This is a genomic window from Paenibacillus sp. FSL K6-2524 (assembly GCF_038005525.1).
In the GTDB taxonomy this organism is placed as follows: domain Bacteria; phylum Bacillota; class Bacilli; order Paenibacillales; family Paenibacillaceae; genus Fontibacillus; species Fontibacillus anaericanus.
Map to the genome: position 1 here is coordinate 2375895 of NZ_JBBOSP010000001.1, position 17788 is coordinate 2393682.

The 17788-nt window shown below is 44.6% G+C and carries 18 protein-coding genes; 14 read left to right on the forward strand and 4 right to left on the reverse strand.

All coding sequences use genetic code 11. The features are described 5' to 3' along the window. Window positions 1–51 precede the first annotated feature (51 nt). Both NST85_RS10565 and NST85_RS10570 read left to right on the forward strand, forming a co-directional pair. Window positions 52–294, forward strand: a complete 243-nt coding sequence (locus NST85_RS10565; protein ID WP_127193826.1) for a ferredoxin — start codon at window positions 52–54, stop codon at window positions 292–294. Between the two features lie 203 nt (window positions 295–497). Continuing rightward, the gene (locus tag NST85_RS10570) at window positions 498–1934 is read left to right on the forward strand and encodes a L,D-transpeptidase family protein (RefSeq protein ID WP_341189257.1); all 1437 of its coding nucleotides are present in this window, start codon (window positions 498–500) and stop codon (window positions 1932–1934) included. 2 nt (window positions 1935–1936) lie between these two features. On the opposite strand, the gene NST85_RS10575 is transcribed toward NST85_RS10570, so the two are convergent. Beyond that, window positions 1937–2071 (reverse strand): hypothetical protein, encoded by a 135-nt coding sequence (locus tag NST85_RS10575; protein ID WP_281278206.1) that lies wholly within the window; start codon window positions 2069–2071, stop codon window positions 1937–1939. A 188-nt stretch (window positions 2072–2259) separates the two neighbouring features. On the opposite strand from NST85_RS10575, the gene NST85_RS10580 reads away from it, so the two are divergent. The 5 genes from NST85_RS10580 to NST85_RS10600 all read left to right on the forward strand — a co-directional run bounded on the left by NST85_RS10580 (window position 2260) and on the right by NST85_RS10600 (window position 6752). Beyond that, complete coding sequence (locus NST85_RS10580) at window positions 2260–3354, forward strand: quinone-dependent dihydroorotate dehydrogenase (RefSeq protein ID WP_341189258.1); 1095 nt, start codon at window positions 2260–2262, stop codon at window positions 3352–3354. A gap of 33 nt (window positions 3355–3387) precedes the next feature. Then, window positions 3388–4203, forward strand: coding sequence for a GTP pyrophosphokinase (locus tag NST85_RS10585; RefSeq protein WP_341191098.1), 816 nt, complete (start codon window positions 3388–3390; stop codon window positions 4201–4203). Then, window positions 4193–4651 carry a DUF309 domain-containing protein gene (locus tag NST85_RS10590; protein WP_341189259.1) on the forward strand — a complete coding sequence of 153 codons (459 nt, stop codon included), beginning with the start codon at window positions 4193–4195 and terminating at the stop codon, window positions 4649–4651. The genes NST85_RS10585 and NST85_RS10590 overlap by 11 nt, the downstream gene beginning before the upstream one ends. A 146-nt stretch (window positions 4652–4797) precedes the next feature. Beyond that, on the forward strand, window positions 4798–5553 hold the full coding sequence (locus NST85_RS10595; protein ID WP_341189260.1) for a pseudouridine synthase: 756 nt from the start codon (window positions 4798–4800) through the stop codon (window positions 5551–5553). Between the two features lie 401 nt (window positions 5554–5954). After that, window positions 5955–6752 carry a Cof-type HAD-IIB family hydrolase gene (locus tag NST85_RS10600; RefSeq protein ID WP_341189261.1) on the forward strand — a complete coding sequence of 266 codons (798 nt, stop codon included), beginning with the start codon at window positions 5955–5957 and terminating at the stop codon, window positions 6750–6752. 103 nt (window positions 6753–6855) lie between these two features. On the opposite strand, the gene NST85_RS10605 is transcribed toward NST85_RS10600, so the two are convergent. After that, window positions 6856–6948, reverse strand: a complete 93-nt coding sequence (locus NST85_RS10605; protein WP_211350208.1) for a YjcZ family sporulation protein — start codon at window positions 6946–6948, stop codon at window positions 6856–6858. 271 nt (window positions 6949–7219) lie between these two features. Between NST85_RS10605 and NST85_RS10610 the strand changes: the two genes are divergently transcribed. From NST85_RS10610 to NST85_RS10620, 3 genes are read left to right on the forward strand one after another with little or no spacing between them, the layout of a single operon-like run. Further along, complete coding sequence (locus tag NST85_RS10610; RefSeq protein WP_307393287.1) at window positions 7220–8341, forward strand: glycosyltransferase family 4 protein; 1122 nt, start codon at window positions 7220–7222, stop codon at window positions 8339–8341. After that, window positions 8341–9687 carry a metallophosphoesterase family protein gene (locus NST85_RS10615; RefSeq protein WP_341189262.1) on the forward strand — a complete coding sequence of 449 codons (1347 nt, stop codon included), beginning with the start codon at window positions 8341–8343 and terminating at the stop codon, window positions 9685–9687. The genes NST85_RS10610 and NST85_RS10615 overlap by 1 nt, the downstream gene beginning before the upstream one ends. Then, complete coding sequence (locus NST85_RS10620) at window positions 9684–12869, forward strand: AAA family ATPase (RefSeq protein ID WP_341189263.1); 3186 nt, start codon at window positions 9684–9686, stop codon at window positions 12867–12869. Before NST85_RS10615 ends, NST85_RS10620 begins: the two co-directional genes overlap by 4 nt. A gap of 56 nt (window positions 12870–12925) precedes the next feature. On the opposite strand, the gene NST85_RS10625 is transcribed toward NST85_RS10620, so the two are convergent. Then, a complete protein-coding gene (locus NST85_RS10625; protein ID WP_127193835.1) occupies window positions 12926–13963 on the reverse strand; it encodes a YkvI family membrane protein in 1038 nt (345 codons plus the stop codon). A 117-nt stretch (window positions 13964–14080) separates the two neighbouring features. Between NST85_RS10625 and NST85_RS10630 the strand changes: the two genes are divergently transcribed. The 4 genes from NST85_RS10630 to NST85_RS10645 all read left to right on the forward strand — a co-directional run bounded on the left by NST85_RS10630 (window position 14081) and on the right by NST85_RS10645 (window position 16073). Beyond that, entirely contained in the window at window positions 14081–14710 is a 630-nt protein-coding gene (locus tag NST85_RS10630; RefSeq protein WP_127193836.1) for a DedA family protein, read from the forward strand. 54 nt (window positions 14711–14764) lie between these two features. Next, entirely contained in the window at window positions 14765–15340 is a 576-nt protein-coding gene (locus NST85_RS10635; protein ID WP_127193837.1) for a xanthine phosphoribosyltransferase, read from the forward strand. Window positions 15341–15423: 83 nt separating this feature from the next. Continuing rightward, window positions 15424–15756: a hypothetical protein gene (locus tag NST85_RS10640; RefSeq protein WP_127193838.1), complete on the forward strand. Its 333-nt coding sequence runs from the start codon at window positions 15424–15426 to the stop codon at window positions 15754–15756. A gap of 95 nt (window positions 15757–15851) precedes the next feature. Beyond that, entirely contained in the window at window positions 15852–16073 is a 222-nt protein-coding gene (locus NST85_RS10645) for a hypothetical protein (protein WP_127193839.1), read from the forward strand. Between the two features lie 441 nt (window positions 16074–16514). On the opposite strand, the gene NST85_RS10650 is transcribed toward NST85_RS10645, so the two are convergent. Further along, window positions 16515–17702, reverse strand: a complete 1188-nt coding sequence (locus tag NST85_RS10650; RefSeq protein WP_341189264.1) for an IS256 family transposase — start codon at window positions 17700–17702, stop codon at window positions 16515–16517. Window positions 17703–17788: the final 86 nt, after the last annotated feature.

Sequence of the window (17788 nt, forward strand, 5' to 3'; positions counted from 1 at the left end):
TAATAATAATGCACGGGACTTGTACCGTTTATTATCAGGAGGCAGATTAATATGGCGAAATATACTTGGGTTGAGAAAGATACTTGCATTGCTTGTGGAGCTTGCGGTGCAACGGCACCAGATATTTATGATTATGATGACGAAGGTTTGGCTGAAGTCATTTATAACAGTGACGGTAACAAAGGTAATGTGGAAATTCCAGATGATTTGTTCGACGATCTTCAAGATGCATGTGATGGATGCCCGACGGATTCCATCAAAATCGCCGATAGCCCATTTAATAAAGAAGGCTAAGGAAATAGTATCACTGGGATAATGATATTTCACAATAAGCCGAGGCCTGTATTACACGGGTGTCGGCTTTTTGTTGTCAAGCAAGTTAATAGGTATTAAGTCACAAAATTACATATATAAGTTGTATCTCTTTGAAACAGGGATTTAAATGCCGATATAAATAAGGAGTAACTTATCTGATATCAACTTTATGGAGGATTTCGATGAAAAATTCGGCTTACCTCAAAAAATACGTAGAAAATCATCCGAATAACAAAATGGCTTGGTACTTGCTTGGAAAAGAGTATGAAGCAACTGGGCAAGAGGGGAAAGCTCATTATTGCTATATGCAAGCCGGGACTATCTATGAAGCATTTGAATCAAGTAAAGTGACTGAGGAAATGTGGGATGGATACAGAGACGGACTGTTGCATGAATCACGTCAACGGGAGAAGCATGGGCGATTGGTACGTAAGATCTGTGTGTCCTTTCTCTTTGCTATGATGATCTTCTGGATGCCTTCTGTTCATACTCCAAGTGAACAAAATCTCGGAGTCGGAGTTCAAATGGGTTGGAACCAGGATACATATAACGAAGAATCAAGTGAACAGTCACAAGATCCTGCTACGGTTTCAACGATTAATGTTCCATTTTTTACGGCCAAAGGTTACTTCGGAAATGCTGAGGACCGGATTAACGCTGTTGGTAGCCTTCTTGATGTTAGAACCAGCAATGTCCCTTCTATCCATGTATTAGGAATGGAACGCATAGGGAAGTGGTTAATTTGGTTAGACGATATGCCTGTCGTATTCGGGATAGATCGTAATACGCAAAATGGGCAGACAACCCTTCAATCTTACGATCCTTTAACTTGTGATTGCACACCACCTGATTCTACAAAGCTGCAAAAGTTAGCTGAACAATGGATTTCAGCAGAGGAATCGCTAGCCGTACTTTCGTCGGCAATGAAACATTATAAAGAAAAGTACGGTAATTGGCCTTCTGAGTTGAGTGAGTTGAATAAACCGTTTCCTAACAATTGGATCGCAGGTACGGATGTGGTGATGAAGCAATCGTTTAAGCCTTTATTAATCCAATTACGTAATAGCGAAAGTATGGGGAAATTAGATGGAGATAGCCATACCGAGGATGAGGGAACTACAGGTAATTCTCAGACTGAACAAGGGAAGTCACAAGCGGGAGCAATGCCTTATTTTACTCAACCATTGGAAGTCATTGTTGATTTGAAACAGCATAGATTGGCTGTTGTCAGCGGTAAAGTTATATTACGAAGTTATCCTGTTGGGCTTGGTGGCGATAGAACCCCGGAAGGTATATATAAGATATCGGACAAGGTAGTGAATCCTAATGGACGGGATGATGGGGATTTCGGTAGTCGAGGCATGCAATTATCGGATACAAATTATGCGATTCATGGTACGAATGAGCCGGACAGCATAGGTAAGGACGAATCGCTTGGTTGCATCCGTATGTTCGGGGAGGATGTTGAAGAATTATTCGATCTTATACCGATGGGAACGAAGGTTACGGTAGGAAAGGGGATTCTAAGTGATCTGGAGAACGTGCCTAAGCAACGGTTCGCTTTGGACAATCGTCAGGATCAGAGCAATCCCCACCGAACATATCATTGGCTTGACTAGGACTACGTTACGATAAGTAGGACAGTAACTACAACAACAATCGCTCCGATGACAGAGCCTGCCCAGATGAGTGCTTTTTTGTTGACCTCATCTCTTTTTTGTTGAAGTGTCGGCGGTTTACGTTTAGCGGTAGACATGAAACCATTCCCCTCTCGTGTCATACAAGATATACATCTTTATTGTAACGGCTTTCATTTTAAAATTCTACTATAGATGTAGGACTTTCTTTGAACCTGAACGTTAATCTTTTCTTTTGGCGAAGAAACCGCTAAACTGGATATAGTATATAGAGAGCATGAGAAAGAGAACGGAGTGAAGTGGAATTGTGTTGTATCGTCATCTAGGAAAACCGTTATTTTTCAAATTGGATCCGGAAACGGCTCATCATCTTGTAATCAATGGTCTACATAAAGCTTCAAAAATTCCAGGGGGCACCAGCTTGATGCGTGGGATGTATGGTATTCCGGACTCACCGGAACTATCCACCGATTTGTTTGGGTTTCGTTTCCCTTCTCCGGTCGGCCTTGCTGCTGGTTTGGATAAAAATGGTGAAGCAGTAGACGGGTTCTCCGCTATTGGATTTGGTTTTATGGAAGTAGGTACGGTGACTCCCAAGGCTCAGCCGGGTAATGACTCACCTCGTTTGTTTCGTTTACCATCGGATGAGGCACTAATCAATCGAATGGGATTTAATAATCTTGGCGCTGAAGAAATGGCTAAGTCTTTAGGATCATTGAAATCACGACATATTCCGATCGCTGTCAATATTGGTAAGAATAAAGTTACGCCAAATGAAGAAGCGCATCATGACTACGAGAAATGCATTTCGGTATTGTATCCTTATGCCGATTTCTTTGTGGTGAACATCAGTTCACCGAATACACCTGATTTGCGTAATTTACAGCATGGGAGCGAGCTTGCTGTATTACTTGATGCAGTAATGAAGGAAATGTCCAAGCAGGCTGCGTTGTCGGGGTCCTCTAAATCAGTACTGGTGAAGATCGCCCCTGACGTTAATGACGCAGAGTTGGAATATATGATTGATACGATCCAAAATAGCGGTGTTTCTGGCTTAATCGCTACCAATACAACGTTATCCCGTGAAGGGCTTAGCCATAGTAATGCTAAGGAAATGGGTGGGCTTAGCGGGAAACCTCTACGTGAAAGATCAACTGAGATCATATCGCGTGTCTACCGCCAAACTTCCGGTCGTCTACCGATTATTGGATCAGGTGGAATTTTTACCGCTGACGATGCTTACGAGAAAATTCGGGCGGGGGCTAGCTTGGTTGAGATTTATACGGCGCTGATTTATGAAGGTCCTGAGATTAACCGTAAGATACATCGCGGTCTGAAAGAATTGTTGCGTAGGGATGGATTATCCCATATTTCGGAAGCGGTGGGCGCCGATCATCGTTAAACCGAGTTACACAAGATAGGAGGCACAGGTATGATGGACAGTAGGGATTGGGGAACATTTTTACTACCCTATGATCAAGCCGTTGAGGAATTGAAAGTCAAGTTTAAAACTATGCGATCAGAGCTCAAAAAACGTGAGGAATACGCACCAATCGAGTTCGTAACCGGTCGGGTTAAGAAAATTTCGAGTATTCTGGACAAAGCCAAACGGCTCAATGTATCTATGGATGATTTGGAGACGGGCATTGAAGATATCGCTGGAATTCGCATTATGTGCCAATTCATGGAGGATATCCGCCGAGTTGCAGAATATATCCGGATGCGTAAAGATCTTAAGGTTCTTTTTGAGAAAGACTATATAACGAATTATAAGGAGAGCGGGTACCGTAGCTTTCATATGATCGTAGAATATCCGGTTCAGACGGCTCTGGGACAGAAGATTGTGCTAGCTGAGATTCAAATCCGTACGCTTGCGATGAATTTCTGGGCGACGATTGAGCACTCACTCAATTATAAATACCGGGAGAGCTTACCGGATGAAATGCGTAGACGACTTAAGAAAGCAGCCGAAGCTGCTGCTGTACTAGATAATGAAATGTCCAGTATACGTCAGGAAATTTTGATAGCTCAGAAGAGCTTTGAAGATGATTCGAATGTGATTACACTTCTTCTGGCTGCCATCCACAAGCTATACTTCTATCATTTAGTATCTGAGGCGATTGAAGCTCAGCGACAGTTCAACGTCTTATGGGAAGAACGTGACATGGATGGGCTTAAGGATTTACTCACCACAGTGAAAAATCAGATTAAAGCTGTAAAGAAAGTCAAGGAGCCAGGAGATGAGTTATGAGCCGCTCTATGTAGCGTACCTCATATATTTTAACCGGGATCGCGATTACTTTGAGTGCCACGAGGTATTAGAGGAGCTTTGGCTTAAACAAGATAAAGATCCTCTATACAAAGGATTACTTCAGGTTGCAGTTGGTCTGTATCACTTCCGGAACGGGAATGTGACGGGTGGAGTGAAGATGTTACGTTCCTCTATTGAACGCCTTGCACCGTATCCTGGGGATATTCTCGGAATTAATCTGACGAAGCTTCGCACCGAGGTTTCAGCATATATTACGGCGTTGGAGCATTATCAGGACCAACCCTTTGATTATTATGATTTGACGATTGAAATTTGTGATGCTGAACTTCTACGTATAGTTGCGAGCACATCGCTGGATATTTCCCCTAATGTGCCACAGCGGCGAGGGCCTCAGCGAGGCGCCAAGCATGAACTACGTCAGAGGTAGCTCATAGTGGTAAATGAAGAACCCGACTCTCCGATTTGCATGACGGGGTCGGGTTTCTTTTCATTTTCTTGAGAGGCCATGATACAATAGACATAAGTTTACCAAGGGTTTCAATGGAATGGTTAAGGTTGGTGATGACGAAGAAGATGAGTGAAGCGAAAAAAAGACAGCGTATAGATAAAATATTAGGGCACTTAGGATACGGATCCAGATCAGATATCAAGCTAATGGTAAAGCAGGGCAAAGTAAAATTAAACGGTATTGTCTTAAAAGATAGCGGTACGCAAAGTAATCCTTATAGCGATCAAATTGAGGTAGATGGTGAGCCCGTCATGTATCGTGAGCATGTATACCTGATGCTACATAAGCCGCCGGGTGTTGTATCGGCGACTGAAGATAATCGGGATCGTACCGTTATAGATTTGCTTCCAGCCAAGTTTAAAGTATTTTCGCCTTTTCCTGTTGGGCGTTTGGACAAGGATACCGAGGGCCTGTTGCTACTCACCAATGATGGACAACTCTGTCACGATCTGCTCTCTCCACGCAAGCATGTCCCGAAAACGTATGAAGCGGATGTTCTTGGCCACGTGGGGGATCGTGAAGTGGAACTATTCCAGCAAGGGGTCGAACTGGATGACGGGTATGTTACTCTTCCTGCCGATTTGAAGGTGCTGGAACGGGTAACACAGGAGGATGGGAATGTATTGTCCCGTATTTCTTTGACAATTTCGGAGGGGAAGTTTCACCAGGTAAAGCGGATGTTCCAAGCTGCTGGCTCTAAGGTGATCTACTTGAAGAGAGTTTCTATGGGCCCGCTCCTACTGGATGAGACGCTTCCGAAGGGTGCTTTTCGCGAATTAAGCGAATCCGAGCTGGAGGCGCTGAAGCAATACAAAAAGTAATGGTGAATAATAGACGCTACGCAAGCCGTTTGATCCTTCGATCGCTGTTACAGCTAGATTGTCTGATTTATTAACCCTTACAGGGTAACAATCCGGCTGTAAAGGCGAACGCTATCGCTTCTCTAGATTCAAACGGCTCGCTCCGCTATTTGTTCACCACGTTGTGTAGCGATTCAGCGAAGAAGAGCTCGGATGGTGGGGCAATGAAGCAAAACGCAGGAAGCAGCTCTTGCACCAACGTAGAGCGACTCCCCGTAGGGGACAGCGAGCAGGAGTGCCTCTCTAACTCCCATATTACTTAAGGCGGGAGTCCAGGGGGCAGCAGGCCCTTGGGGCCCTCCCTTACGATAAGGGAGGGTTTGGGAGGGATGGGATTATAATTAGAAGAAATGGAGACAGAGATGAATTACAAACTGATTGCATTAGACGTAGATGGAACATTACTTAGCGATAATCATGAGTTGACAGAAGGTACGATGGAAACAATCAAGAAGATCGCGGAACAAGGAACAGAATTTGTGTTATGTACGGGAAGAGCTCCGGGTAGCTCAATTCCTTTTATGAAGCAGATGGGTTTGGAAGGATACATTATTACTCATAACGGGGCGGCAACCGTAGATGTACGGACTGAGGAAATTATTCATGAGTTTGCAATGAATCCACATGGTCTAGATAGTTATATTGATTATTGCCACAAGAACAATGTACATTTCGACGTTAATACGACCTTTGCTCTTTACGTACAAGGCGCAGCTGGTCTTAGTCAGGAAGCTTTGGATCTGTATGGTAAATTTATGGTGGTGCCGAAAGAACTCCCAGGATGGGCTGATATGAGTGAGCCTATCGTTAAATTTACGGTAACAGGACAGATGGAAGAACTAGACAAGGTTTATGCGGATTGGAGCCTCTGGACGCAGGAATTTAATATGCTGCGTAGTGGCGACTTTTTCATCGATTTGATGCATAAAGAAGCTTCGAAGGGTGCGGCATTGAAAAAGTTGGCCGAGAAGCGAGGAATTCCTGCGGAGAATGTGATGGCAATCGGGAATTACTATAATGATCTCACGATGCTTACATTTGCAGGCCTTGGCGTTGCTATGGATAACTCCCCACTTGAGGTGAAGGCTGCGGCGAATGCTATAACTGCTTCAAATAACGATGAGGGCGTTAAATTAGCACTACAAAAATACTGCTTATAGTTGAATCGATTGTAGTCATGTTAACATGGAATAAGTGAAATTAATGCAAAAAGCGGAAGAACCCTTTAGCAGGGTCCTTCCGCTTTTTTTGCTGATCATGCCTTTAGATGAATGCACGAGATACGATAACGAGCAAGATGAACAACACCAAAATAACACCAGTGGAAGTAAAGCCTCCGCCTAAAATTTCGCCCATTGTAATTCCTCCCTCATATTCTGGAATGTTCTCCCCGTCATTAGCGGGATACGGTATTGTATGTTTAAGTAGCAATTATGTATGGACTAATGAACCTGAAAGGTTAAAATCAGGTCATCTGTCATTGGACAATCTTACGTAAAATGTTTAGTTGAATAAAATATCTTATCATCGTGAAAGGGGAATGGATGTTCTTTACTGCCTATGGCATAATGGAGATGCAAGCCCATTGACTCGAGCAAGAATACAGAGAGTGTAAAGGAGAACGCTTATGAAATTGTTACAGGCGTTATTTTTTCCTCCGGAACAACCCGGAGGCGTATCTTCAATGATCCCTTATTTGCAAGACAGATTTAATCCTCCTCACTGGGAGATGGAAATGTTTTCTCTGCCTAAACGTATACGAAACAAGGGAAGTCAGTCCGTGGAATTCCACACCTTTGATTGGCATGAGTACGAACAAAGTCCTGTCGTGCAAAAATATATACAAACTTATCGCGATTACTTATGGTGGACGAAGCTACGTCTTCAGCAACCCTACGATCTCATTCATGCACATCATCCGATAGTCGGATTAGTTATGAAGGAAGTATTTCCTGAGACTCCCGTGTTAATGAGTATTCACTCCAGCTATGAGCGTGAGTTGATCTTGAACGGTGTGATTGAAGAGAATGGATTAGAGCATCGTTTTTTGACTTCCATTTATAAGGAACTGGAACATCGATGTGATCGGATGTTTACTTCTTCAAGATCTTTTATGGACTATTTATCACCTTATGTTGACCATCCTGAGGCAATTAGTATTATTCCGAACGGTTTCGATGAGAAGCGATTTAAGCCCGTGCCACATGAAAATGAGGTAGCGCAACTGGTGACTGTTTGTCGATTGGTTCCTGCGAAGGGGCTCGACATTTTGTTGAAAGCTTGTGCCGAGCTGAAAAAACGTGGATTAACATATGTGCTACACATTATCGGTGACGGACCGATCCGCAAAGAATTAGAAGAGTTGGCGCAAAGTTTAGGTATTTATGATGAAACTATTTTTTATGGATATACCCTTCACCCGGAAGAGTTCATGCCTTTCTTTGATATATTCGTATTGCCATCACGCGCCGAGGCGTTTGGTTCGGTATTTGCTGAAGCAGCTCTTTGTTGTCTAGCTATGGTAGGTACAGAAGTTGGCGGAATTCCCGAGCAGATTGAAGATGGAATAAACGGTTTGCTTGTCCCTCCAGAAGATCCTGTTGCCCTAGCAACGGCACTGGAGAAATTGATCCTTGATCCAGCTTTTCGTTACGAGTTGGCTCGAAGTGGCTCAGATCAAGCGAAGGACCATTATTCACTTAACCGCGTAGTCCATCAGTTAAAGAAAGTGTATTTGCAATACAAATAATGAAAGAGTGGGACTGTATGCTACCATTTCGATTCATTCATGCTGCTGATTTACATCTGGATACTCCCTTTTCGGGAATGTCCGGTGTACCTGAGCAACTACGCCAATATTTGCAAGGTTCCACCTTTGCCGCATTAGGAGGTTTGGTGGACCTTGCTATTTCCGAGGAAGTTGATTTTATCGTCATTAGCGGAGATGTTTATGATGCTTCAGAGTCATCACTCCGTGCACAGCTTAGATTACGAGAGGCGTGGGAGAGACTGGGTCAGCATGGAATCCCGGTCTATGTCATTCACGGGAACCACGATCCGCTGAATAGTAGGCGCCTACGTCTGGCCCATCCACCGCATGTGACTATCTTTGGTGCAAAGGTGGAGAGCGTAAATGCGACTCGCCGTAGCGATGGTGAAACCGTAGCTGTTGTAAGTGGGATTTCATATCCAAGCGCAGCTGTGATGGAGAATACGTCGCTCCAATTTCGCCGGGATTCGGCTTCAAAGTTGTATCATATTGGCTTACTACATGCGAATGTGGACGGGCAAGAAGGTCATGATGCTTATTCTCCTTGTTCACTACGTGAGTTACAGAACACAGGATATGATTATTGGGCACTTGGACATATTCATAAACGTCAGGTTCTAAGTCAATCCCCGTGGATTATTTATCCTGGTAACATCCAAGGTCGGAGTTTAAAAGAGACAGGACCAAAAGGATGTTATGTCGTAGATGTGGGTGAGAACGGAGAAGCCCATCCGATTTTTCATGAGCTTGATCATATTCGGTGGAGTGAAATCGAGATATCGATTGAACGTTTGTTGACGGAGGAAGACTGGAAAGAAGCAGTCGAAGAACAAATAGAAGAGTTACGTGAGAATAGTGTAGGAAGGCTTCAGGTAGTAAGAATTACGTTTACTGGTAGAGGACCGCTACACTCACTACTTCAATCCGGACGGGAGAGTGGGGAACTACTTCAGGAGCTGAGGAGAAGGGAGAATGTACGTCTTCAGGGCAGTGAAACTGGAGTAGGCAGTCTTGGCTCTATCGTATGGTTAGCGGGGTTTAAGGTAGCTACTGGAATGGATATTGACACTAGTACTTTACTACAGGAGGACAGCTTCCTGGGTGAGTTATTCCGGTTATCCGCTCGTGCCGAGGGGGATCTTGAGTTGTTAGATTCAATTGTGGAATCGGCATTGGCTCCATTGATGGATAATTCGACTCTTCGAGGGTTGATAAAGGAAGAAGGAGAAAATTCAAATCCCAAACTTGAACTGCTGCGGCGGGCACAGGAGCTGGCATCCTCCTTATTGGTAGAAGAGGACTCCAGAGGAGGAATGGGCCTATGAGGTTGGAGAAGCTACAGGTGAGTGGATTCGGACACCTGCATGGGGTTGATGTGGAACTGCAAGGACCTGTGACTGTCCTGTATGGACCCAATGAGGCAGGAAAGAGTACTCTTCTAGGTTTTGTTCGAGCGATATTATTTGGGATACCGAGCCGGGCGTCTGGTCACTTACGATACGAGCCTACACAGGGGAGCGTACATGGCGGAATGCTGACGATCAAAGGAGAGGACGGAGCTCTTTGGAGTATTGAACGTTATGCTGGTCACGCAGAAGGGCGAGCTTTATCAGGTACACGGGGTGATCGACTTCGAATCACTAAGAGCGATTTAGATGGGCGCCTACAGGAACTCACACAACAAGAGATGCAGCGAGAACTACTTGGTGGTATGTCCAAAGAGATGTTCAAGCAGTTATTTGCCGTGTCACTAAGTGAACTGCAAGAGGTGTCAGCCCTACAGTCAGAAGAGATGAGCAGGTTTTTGTTTCACGCTGGTATTGGCGGTGGAGCCGCTGTTCTTCGTGGTGAGAAGAAGCTGGCACAGGAGATGGATAAATTGTACAAGCCGCGTGGCCGTAATCAGGAAATGGCTCAAATGCTGCAGTCCTTAGATCGGCTTCGTCAGGAAACAGATGCAACGAAGGCCCTGTTGCCGCGGTATAACGAGGTGTTGGTAGAACTAGAAGATGTGGAAGCCAAACGGGCCAAATGTACAATAGAACGTACCCTTAGCTTGCATGAAGCAAACAAGCTAGAGAAGGCAGCAGAGATTAGAACCGACTGGTTTAAAAGAGAAGCGCTCTTAACTGAGCTCAAAGCGCTACCCCTACATAGAGGATTCCCAGAGCAAGGGTTAATCCGTTGGGAGACACTTCAAGGTGAGAAGGAACGGCTATTATTAGAGATTCAAGAGACGAATCGTCGGTGTGAAATTCTGCACTCAGAAATGGCTTCCCTTATTTTGAATCAGGATATTCTTGGTCAGTCAGGTGAGTTAATTACGCTAGCTGGTCTTATGCCTGGGTATGAATCCAGGGTGAAACAAATTGCAGAATTGGAATCGGAAGCGCTGACTCTCCGTGGTCAACTAGCCCAATGTCTCCGTAGTATTGATCCAGTATGGCGGGTTGAGGATTTGCAAAACTTTGCCGGTACGGTAAGTGAGCGAGAAAACGTGCGGAAGTACATATCCCGTTTCGCTGAATATGACAAAGTGATGGAGCGGCTGCACTCTGAACGTTTCAAGCAGGAACGGGAGATTACCTCTTTGAAATCTGCATATACGAGTGCGGTCTCAAGAATGGAAGAGAGTAAGTTGAATGGACTTCATCAATTTGACGTCCTAATTCCGCAAGATCGGGCTGAGATTCGCAGTCTGTGGAGTGAAACTAAGCTTGAGCTTGATCGCTGGCGCGAAATATCGATGTCAAATCTTCTCGACTCCAGAGCTACGGCTGCTGAGGCTTTAACACAGGATCGTATGCGTTCGTTATATTACCGGCTACTGGGTGGTGGCGCAGTCCTGACGGTGGTACTTCCAACTGGACTCTGGATGACAACCGGTGAACTTTGGAATGCAGCAATTGGCGGCGGATTAATGATTTTATTTGATTTGTTCTTATGGCTAGGTTTCAAAGGTGGGAGAGCTAAGGGTAAAAATCCCTCGCGACGTAATGGACATACCGGAGATGTATCACCTGTAGAAGCGCGATTGAGTACGTTATTGTCCAAGCTTATCCGTCATCCATTGACGGCGGCAGGGAAGGACATGAGTAGTGTCTCCTCGATGGACCCTGAGGATTGGGACCTTGAAGAACGTCAACTGCGTCAGCTGATGGAAGGCTGGTATCTTTGGGATCAGCGGTATGAAGTTTTGGAGACTGAAGTCTTAAACTGTCGTAGCCGAGCTACGACAGCGATAGATGAATTACAGAACTTGGAGCGAGAGTTGAGCCGGCGGGAAGCTGCTTTCGATGATCTAGTGCAGGAATGGGAGTCTTGGCTATCGGAACGGAAGTTACCACGGGATCTCTCACCAGAGGCGGCTTTGGAAGTCTTCCGACTTACAGAACAAGGTGGGGAGTTGCTGAGCCGAATTGAAGGGTTATCTTACAAGATATCTGGAATGCAGAAGGAAAATGAAGATTTTAAGGAGAGATGCCGATCTCTTCGTGAGACTCCAGAAGGAGCAGCCCGGACCTCTGTAATCTCTCAACTACAGAAAATGCTTCTGGAACTGGAAGCACAGCAAGAAATTAAATCCCGCCGAGACATCTTGGCTATACAATTGCCTCCTCTTGAAGAAGAAAGAGGTAGGTTAGAAGACCGCTTAGGTCGAGTGTTGACGCTAGAGGGTAATTTACTTGCGGAGGCACATGCTGAAGAAGGAGAAGATTATTTGCGCCGCGGAGCTATAGCAGCCAGACGTGAGACCCTAGAGAAGGAAATCCGGCAATGTGATCTAGTTATGTTTGGTGGATTAGATGATGAGCGGAGGCAACAATTGGAGTTGTTGCTACAAAACCTTACGGGTGAGGAACTCTCGAGGCAGGTGAAAGAGACCAGGGAGACAGCGGAAGAAACGGAGAGAAACTGGCAGAATCTCCAGGAACAACGTGGTAGGCTACTACAAGAGCAGGACAGTCTAGAAGCACGTTGCAAGCAAGAGGATTTGAGCCAACGGTTTGCGGAGAATAAGGCGGCATTGAGTGAGAGTATAGACAATTATGCCGTTATGGCGGTTTGTAATGAATTGATTTCGCGGGTTAGGCGCATATATGAGGAAGAGCGCCAACCAGAAGTTTTACGGATGGCATCGGGTTATTTTGCCGAAATGACGGGCGGGGTATATCGCCGAATTGTGCTGAAAATGGGCAGCCAAGAACTCATGGCAGAGCATCGGGAACACGGAGCTATTGAAAGCACCTATCTAAGTCGAGGGAGTGCAGAACAGTTATATTTGGCGATGCGATTGGCGCTTTCAGAAGCAGTTTCAGGACATGCTAAACTCCCTATCCTACTTGATGATTTGTTTGTCAATTTCGATGCTTCTCGTATGGGAGGAGCAATTTCTGTACTGAAAGAGGTGTCAAACAGACACCAAATTATTATGATGACTTGTCACAAGCATGTTGTAGATGAAATCATGGCAAGAATCCCAGGTTCACAAATTGTACAATTATAGTTAGTATTTTAAAGTCAGCCGTGGATCATGATCAAGTAGTAATTAACACCTTACGTTTAATTTTTTTTTGGTTTGTAAACAGCCAGCATGACTGCCCAAAGGAGACTGAACACTCCAAATGTTGGATATAACACGGATAGCAGTGAGCTGAAACCAAATTGGCTAGTTAAGTAACAGATAAACAGAATAAGTAATGAGATAATACGGGGTGACAGTTTGAGATGTTGTTTTATTTGCAAGGTCACTCCGTAAACATCGGCGACGAACGTGCTGAAGATTTCCATGAAAATAAGAAAAACGTAGATCAATTGGACTGTCGTACCTAATTGCTGGGCGATGTTACCCATTGGAATCTCATACTGAACGATTCCCGGCATATAAGCGGATAAGGCGAAATGACCTGCCATCAGCATGAATCCAACACCTAAGCCACCGAGAGTGCCACCCCATATAATGACCTTGCGGCTCTTGGTATGGCTGCCAATAGGAACGAGCACAGCTTGAGCCATGGAAAGGTTGAAGGCCGTATACATAAGGGGAGAAGCCCAAGTAGCAACGAGACCACTATCGGTGCCAAGTGTAATGAAGTGAGTAGCTCCAGGAGATCCAACGGTATTGAAAATAATAGTAATCGATAGAATGAGCATCATAGGAACAACGATGGAATTTAGTTTCATGACGCCACCGATCCCTTTACCCAGAAGCAAATAGGTAGCGACTAGCGTTATTGCAAGTCCTGTTTGATAGTAAAGACCAAGGTGTTCAGCGAATACCGATCCGGCTCCGGCCAGCATGACACTGTTGACTCCAATCAGGACGATAAGAGTGAAGAGGCTGAGCCATCGCCCGATCGTATCCCCGAATAAACGACGATTTAAATCTTCGTAGGAAGTTGCCTTGATTTTGTTGGCAAGCAACATCATTTTGGTGCCTAGCCAGATGAATAGAACGGTCGCTAGGAGTATCGTAAGTACTCCCCACTTCCCGTATTTAGTAAAGAATTGGAGTATTTCCTGTCCTGTAGCAAAACCGGCTCCGACGACGGTGCCGATATAGGTGAAAGAAATTTGTAGAACTTTTACGGCATTTTTCATGGTCTTCCCCCCGATGAATGTGCTATATATAGTACAAGGTATGTTGGCCGGGAACAGGACATGACTTAAACTTGTCCTCTGCAGTTGCTGCCGCTCCCGGAAAGGTGGAAGAAAACGATGAGTGAAGTCATGTCTTATCTTACACAGTACGGTTATCTAGCGATGTTCGGTTTGCTCTCATTAGGATTTTTAGGTATTCCTGTTCCGGATGAGACACTGGTCATGATGTTTGGTGGTTTAACGACTCAGGGACATTTTGGATTCTGGATCACATTTTTGGTTTCGGTGCTAGGTAGCTTGGCAGGAATGATGCTAAGTTATGGTCTTGGACGTTTTGTTGGCAAACCGATTCTATATAAATATGGAAAATGGATCTGGATTACACCCAAACGATTGAATAAAACGGAAGTATGGTTTGAACGATTTGGTACCTGGAGTATTTTGATCGGGTACTTTATACCAGGTATTCGCCAGGTGACGTCTTATTTATCTGGGGTTTATCGATTAAAGCTTCGGGTTTATATCCTCTATGCTTCAATAGGCTCTGTCGTTTGGTGTGGGACTTTCATGCTAATCGGACGAGCTATTGGACACCGTTGGCATAGGATAATGCCTTATGTTCATGGACATAGAAGATTTCTTATAACATTGGTTTTCATTCTAGTGGTGCTAATTATTTCCGCAGTTATGATTATGATTTCGCGTAAACAGAGGCAGAGGGTGACAGGAGAAGAACCTGCATCTTGAAAAGTGGTAGAGAGAAAATGAATGGCTACAAATGTATTCTGGAGGAGATTAATTATGGAAAAGCTAAAACAAAGAATTGTAGAAGATGGTGTGGTTGTTTCGGATCAAGTGTTAAAGCTGGATGCGCTATTGAACCATCAAGTGGATCCACAGTTGATGATGGAGATGGGCAAAGAGTTTGCAGAGCGGTTTCGTAATGAGGGTGTTACGCGAGTAGTAACTGTGGAGTCATCAGGTATTTCAATAGCTTTCGCAACGGCATACGAATTAGGGGTACCCTTAATTTTTGCACGTCGGAAGAAGACACTTCTTGCAGAGTCAGATATGTTGTGCGAACGGGTACCGTCATTCACCAAAGGAATTGTAACTGATATAATGATCTCCCGTGAGTTTATCTCAGAGAATGATCGGATCCTGTTTATTGACGATATTATTGCAAATGGGGATGCTGCGCGAGGATTGATCAAGATCATTCAACGTGCGGGTGCAGAACTTGTAGGAGCTGGTATCGTGGTAGAGAAAGCTTTCCAACTCGGTGCAAATGCAATACGGGAGCAAGGAATCCGGCTTGAATCATTGGTTGTCATTACTTCGCTTGAAGGTGGTAAAGTAACATTTGCCAATGACTAAACTCAGAGCAAATTTGCAACAATCCTATGCAGGTATTCATTTTTTCGGTATAATTGGGGTACTAGGAGAGGAGGCAAATATGAATGGGGAATGAATCAGTGGTGAGCGTGGAATTTTTCATCTCAAAACTTGCCGATGCAAAGGTTACTTTCGAGCGTGCTTTAGATTGTAAACATACGGAATTTGATGACCTTTATCCCTATATGCTTGAACACCCTCAGTTCTTCTGGTATAAACGCTACGTGGCTTGGTCACAATTATTGACCATTGCAGGGTTGTGTGAGGAGCTGTCAATTCCTTGGAAAGAGCAGTTTAGCTCACAACAAGTAGGGTATCTGGAACAACGAGTAATGTCCGCTAAGGTACTTGATTTCTGGTTTGAGAAGAATGACAGTAAGGAACACGCACAGCGTTGATCGGTTAAGAGCCATATTGCACATGCCATACAGAGGACTCCGTCGAGGTAATCGCGGGGTCCTTCTTTGAAGTAATAGATAAAGGAGGATGCCACATGATAACAGATGAAGAATTGAACGCCTTTCGTTTATCTGGTGAAAAGGTACGGGTCACACGCGATGCGATCGAAGCTAATGATATTAGAGGCATCGTTGTAGCTTGGAATGATACCCAAGTGATGATCCGTAGACCGAATCGAAACGTTGTTAAGCTGGATCGGAATTACATTTACCGTCCTTCACGTGAACCAAGAGTATCGCCCCTGGATTTAGTGTAGTAATTAATAAATTCGGGCGTGCTATCGCGCGTGCTAGAGTTGGTTCTTAGTGAGTTCTATAACGAAGACTGCTGCTAGAATATGAGTGAATTTCAATGAGCGTTACGTTGAGAAATTAACTTTCCGGACTGTAGGTACCTTATTTCCGCCCATTCTACCTGCGGGAAAGCAGAGGCGGACATAGGTTCCGTTATTTGCTAAAAAGATGCCTGTTTTACCGGGATTTTGGATAATAGCGGATTCTAGGTCCGCATAAATTCAAATTTGGGAGCTTTTTAGGTTATTAGCGTACTCAGTGTCCGCCAATCTGTGATTTTAATGGTGAACTTGGTAGCGTCAAGAAGTTTGTGTAAGCAAAGTAAAAGTATCTCTTCGGATTATTAAGTTGTTGGGTGTTCTTTGGGTGGGGAGAACCCCACCCCAAAGAACACCCGACCTTAGTTACGCTTGCATAGGCGAAGCGGGATAACGTGACTCAAACATCTCATTTAATTTCTTTCTAACCCCTAATTCACCAAAACCGCGAATGACTCGTTCTGCGAAGCGTTCGTTGTAGTCTATAACGTCGAGGTAGACAATCTTCTCCGCCGCATCCATATTGGTCAGGCTGTTCATCGGCTTAAGTCGTTTTCGGATTTCTTTATTCATTCGCTCGATTGGGTTAGAGGTGTAGATAGCTTCCTTTATCAACGCAGGATATTTGTAAAAGGTCAACAAAGTGGACAATTGTTCTTCCCAAGATCGCATTTCCTTCGGATACAACTTGCCCCATTTCGCTTTCACCGTGTCAAAAGCAGCCAGCGCTAGATCATGGTCTGCTGCAGTATAAATAGTCTTCAAGCCCTCTATCACTTCAGTCTTGTGCTGAATGCGGATTTTTGGGAACGTCGAGCGAACCTTATGGACAACACAATGCTGCACATCCGCCTTCGGATACGTTTCCCGAAACGCTGCATCAAGTCCTGGTAGTCCGTCAAATACACCCAGAGGGACCTCTTGAGCTCCGCGGTTGTAAAGATCGTTAAGCACGTCTCTCCAACCGTTCGCACTCTCTTGTCCACCTACATAGAATCCGAGAATTTGACGGTGTCCGTCCTCGTCGATTCCCATGGCAAAGTAGACGACTTCGCCGCTGACCGTGCTACGTTTGAGTTTCACGTACAGACCATCCAGGTAGATCACTGAGTAACGTTTTTGTAAGGGACGCTGTTGCCACTTTTGGATATCTTCCAGCACAGTGGCAGTAATGTTGCTGACCGTGGTGGGCGAATAGTGACTACCAAACATGCTTTCAATAAAACGAGCAACGTCTCGTGTACCCATACCACTTTTGTACATCTGAATGACGGCTTCTTCAAGCCAACCGTCTCGCCGTTGGTAGGGCTCAAACATTTGCGTTTGAAAAGCACCGTTACGGTCTCTCGGCACTTCAAGGTCCTCTAGATTTCCATATTTCGTGTGCAGACTGCGTTTGTAGTAACCGTTGCGGCTGTTGCGTTCGCCTGTTTGTTCGGTCTCCATGAACTGTTGAATTTCTGCTTTCATAATAGATTCAAGATTGTCTTTCACAAATTGAGTTACAAGATTTTCAAATAGATTATTAAGTGCATTTTCGGGTAAAATAGTCATCGAGTAGGGTCCCTTCTTGGTGGTGTCGTAATCCCGAGAATACCCTACTTTTTTGTGCCTTGACTAGGCTCCAAATCTTGGTACAC

Bases quoted from the DNA above. Each gene is read 5' to 3' on its own strand.
- NST85_RS10625 (WP_127193835.1), bottom strand. From the start codon at position 13,963: ATGAAAAATGCCGTAAAAGTTCTACAAATTTCTTTCACCTATATCGGC.
- NST85_RS10575 (WP_281278206.1), bottom strand. From the start codon at position 2,071: ATGTCTACCGCTAAACGTAAACCGCCGACACTTCAACAAAAAAGAGAT.
- NST85_RS10605 (WP_211350208.1), bottom strand. From the start codon at position 6,948: ATGGGCGAAATTTTAGGCGGAGGCTTTACTTCCACTGGTGTTATTTTG.
- NST85_RS10645 (WP_127193839.1), top strand. From the start codon at position 15,852: ATGATAACAGATGAAGAATTGAACGCCTTTCGTTTATCTGGTGAAAAG.
- NST85_RS10640 (WP_127193838.1), top strand. From the start codon at position 15,424: ATGGGGAATGAATCAGTGGTGAGCGTGGAATTTTTCATCTCAAAACTT.
- NST85_RS10585 (WP_341191098.1), top strand. From the start codon at position 3,388: ATGGACAGTAGGGATTGGGGAACATTTTTACTACCCTATGATCAAGCC.
- NST85_RS10600 (WP_341189261.1), top strand. From the start codon at position 5,955: ATGAATTACAAACTGATTGCATTAGACGTAGATGGAACATTACTTAGC.
- NST85_RS10615 (WP_341189262.1), top strand. From the start codon at position 8,341: ATGAAAGAGTGGGACTGTATGCTACCATTTCGATTCATTCATGCTGCT.
- NST85_RS10635 (WP_127193837.1), top strand. From the start codon at position 14,765: ATGGAAAAGCTAAAACAAAGAATTGTAGAAGATGGTGTGGTTGTTTCG.
- NST85_RS10570 (WP_341189257.1), top strand. From the start codon at position 498: ATGAAAAATTCGGCTTACCTCAAAAAATACGTAGAAAATCATCCGAAT.
- NST85_RS10590 (WP_341189259.1), top strand. From the start codon at position 4,193: ATGAGTTATGAGCCGCTCTATGTAGCGTACCTCATATATTTTAACCGG.
- NST85_RS10595 (WP_341189260.1), top strand. From the start codon at position 4,798: ATGAGTGAAGCGAAAAAAAGACAGCGTATAGATAAAATATTAGGGCAC.
- NST85_RS10620 (WP_341189263.1), top strand. From the start codon at position 9,684: ATGAGGTTGGAGAAGCTACAGGTGAGTGGATTCGGACACCTGCATGGG.
- NST85_RS10610 (WP_307393287.1), top strand. From the start codon at position 7,220: ATGAAATTGTTACAGGCGTTATTTTTTCCTCCGGAACAACCCGGAGGC.
- NST85_RS10565 (WP_127193826.1), top strand. From the start codon at position 52: ATGGCGAAATATACTTGGGTTGAGAAAGATACTTGCATTGCTTGTGGA.
- NST85_RS10630 (WP_127193836.1), top strand. From the start codon at position 14,081: ATGAGTGAAGTCATGTCTTATCTTACACAGTACGGTTATCTAGCGATG.
- NST85_RS10650 (WP_341189264.1), bottom strand. From the start codon at position 17,702: ATGACTATTTTACCCGAAAATGCACTTAATAATCTATTTGAAAATCTT.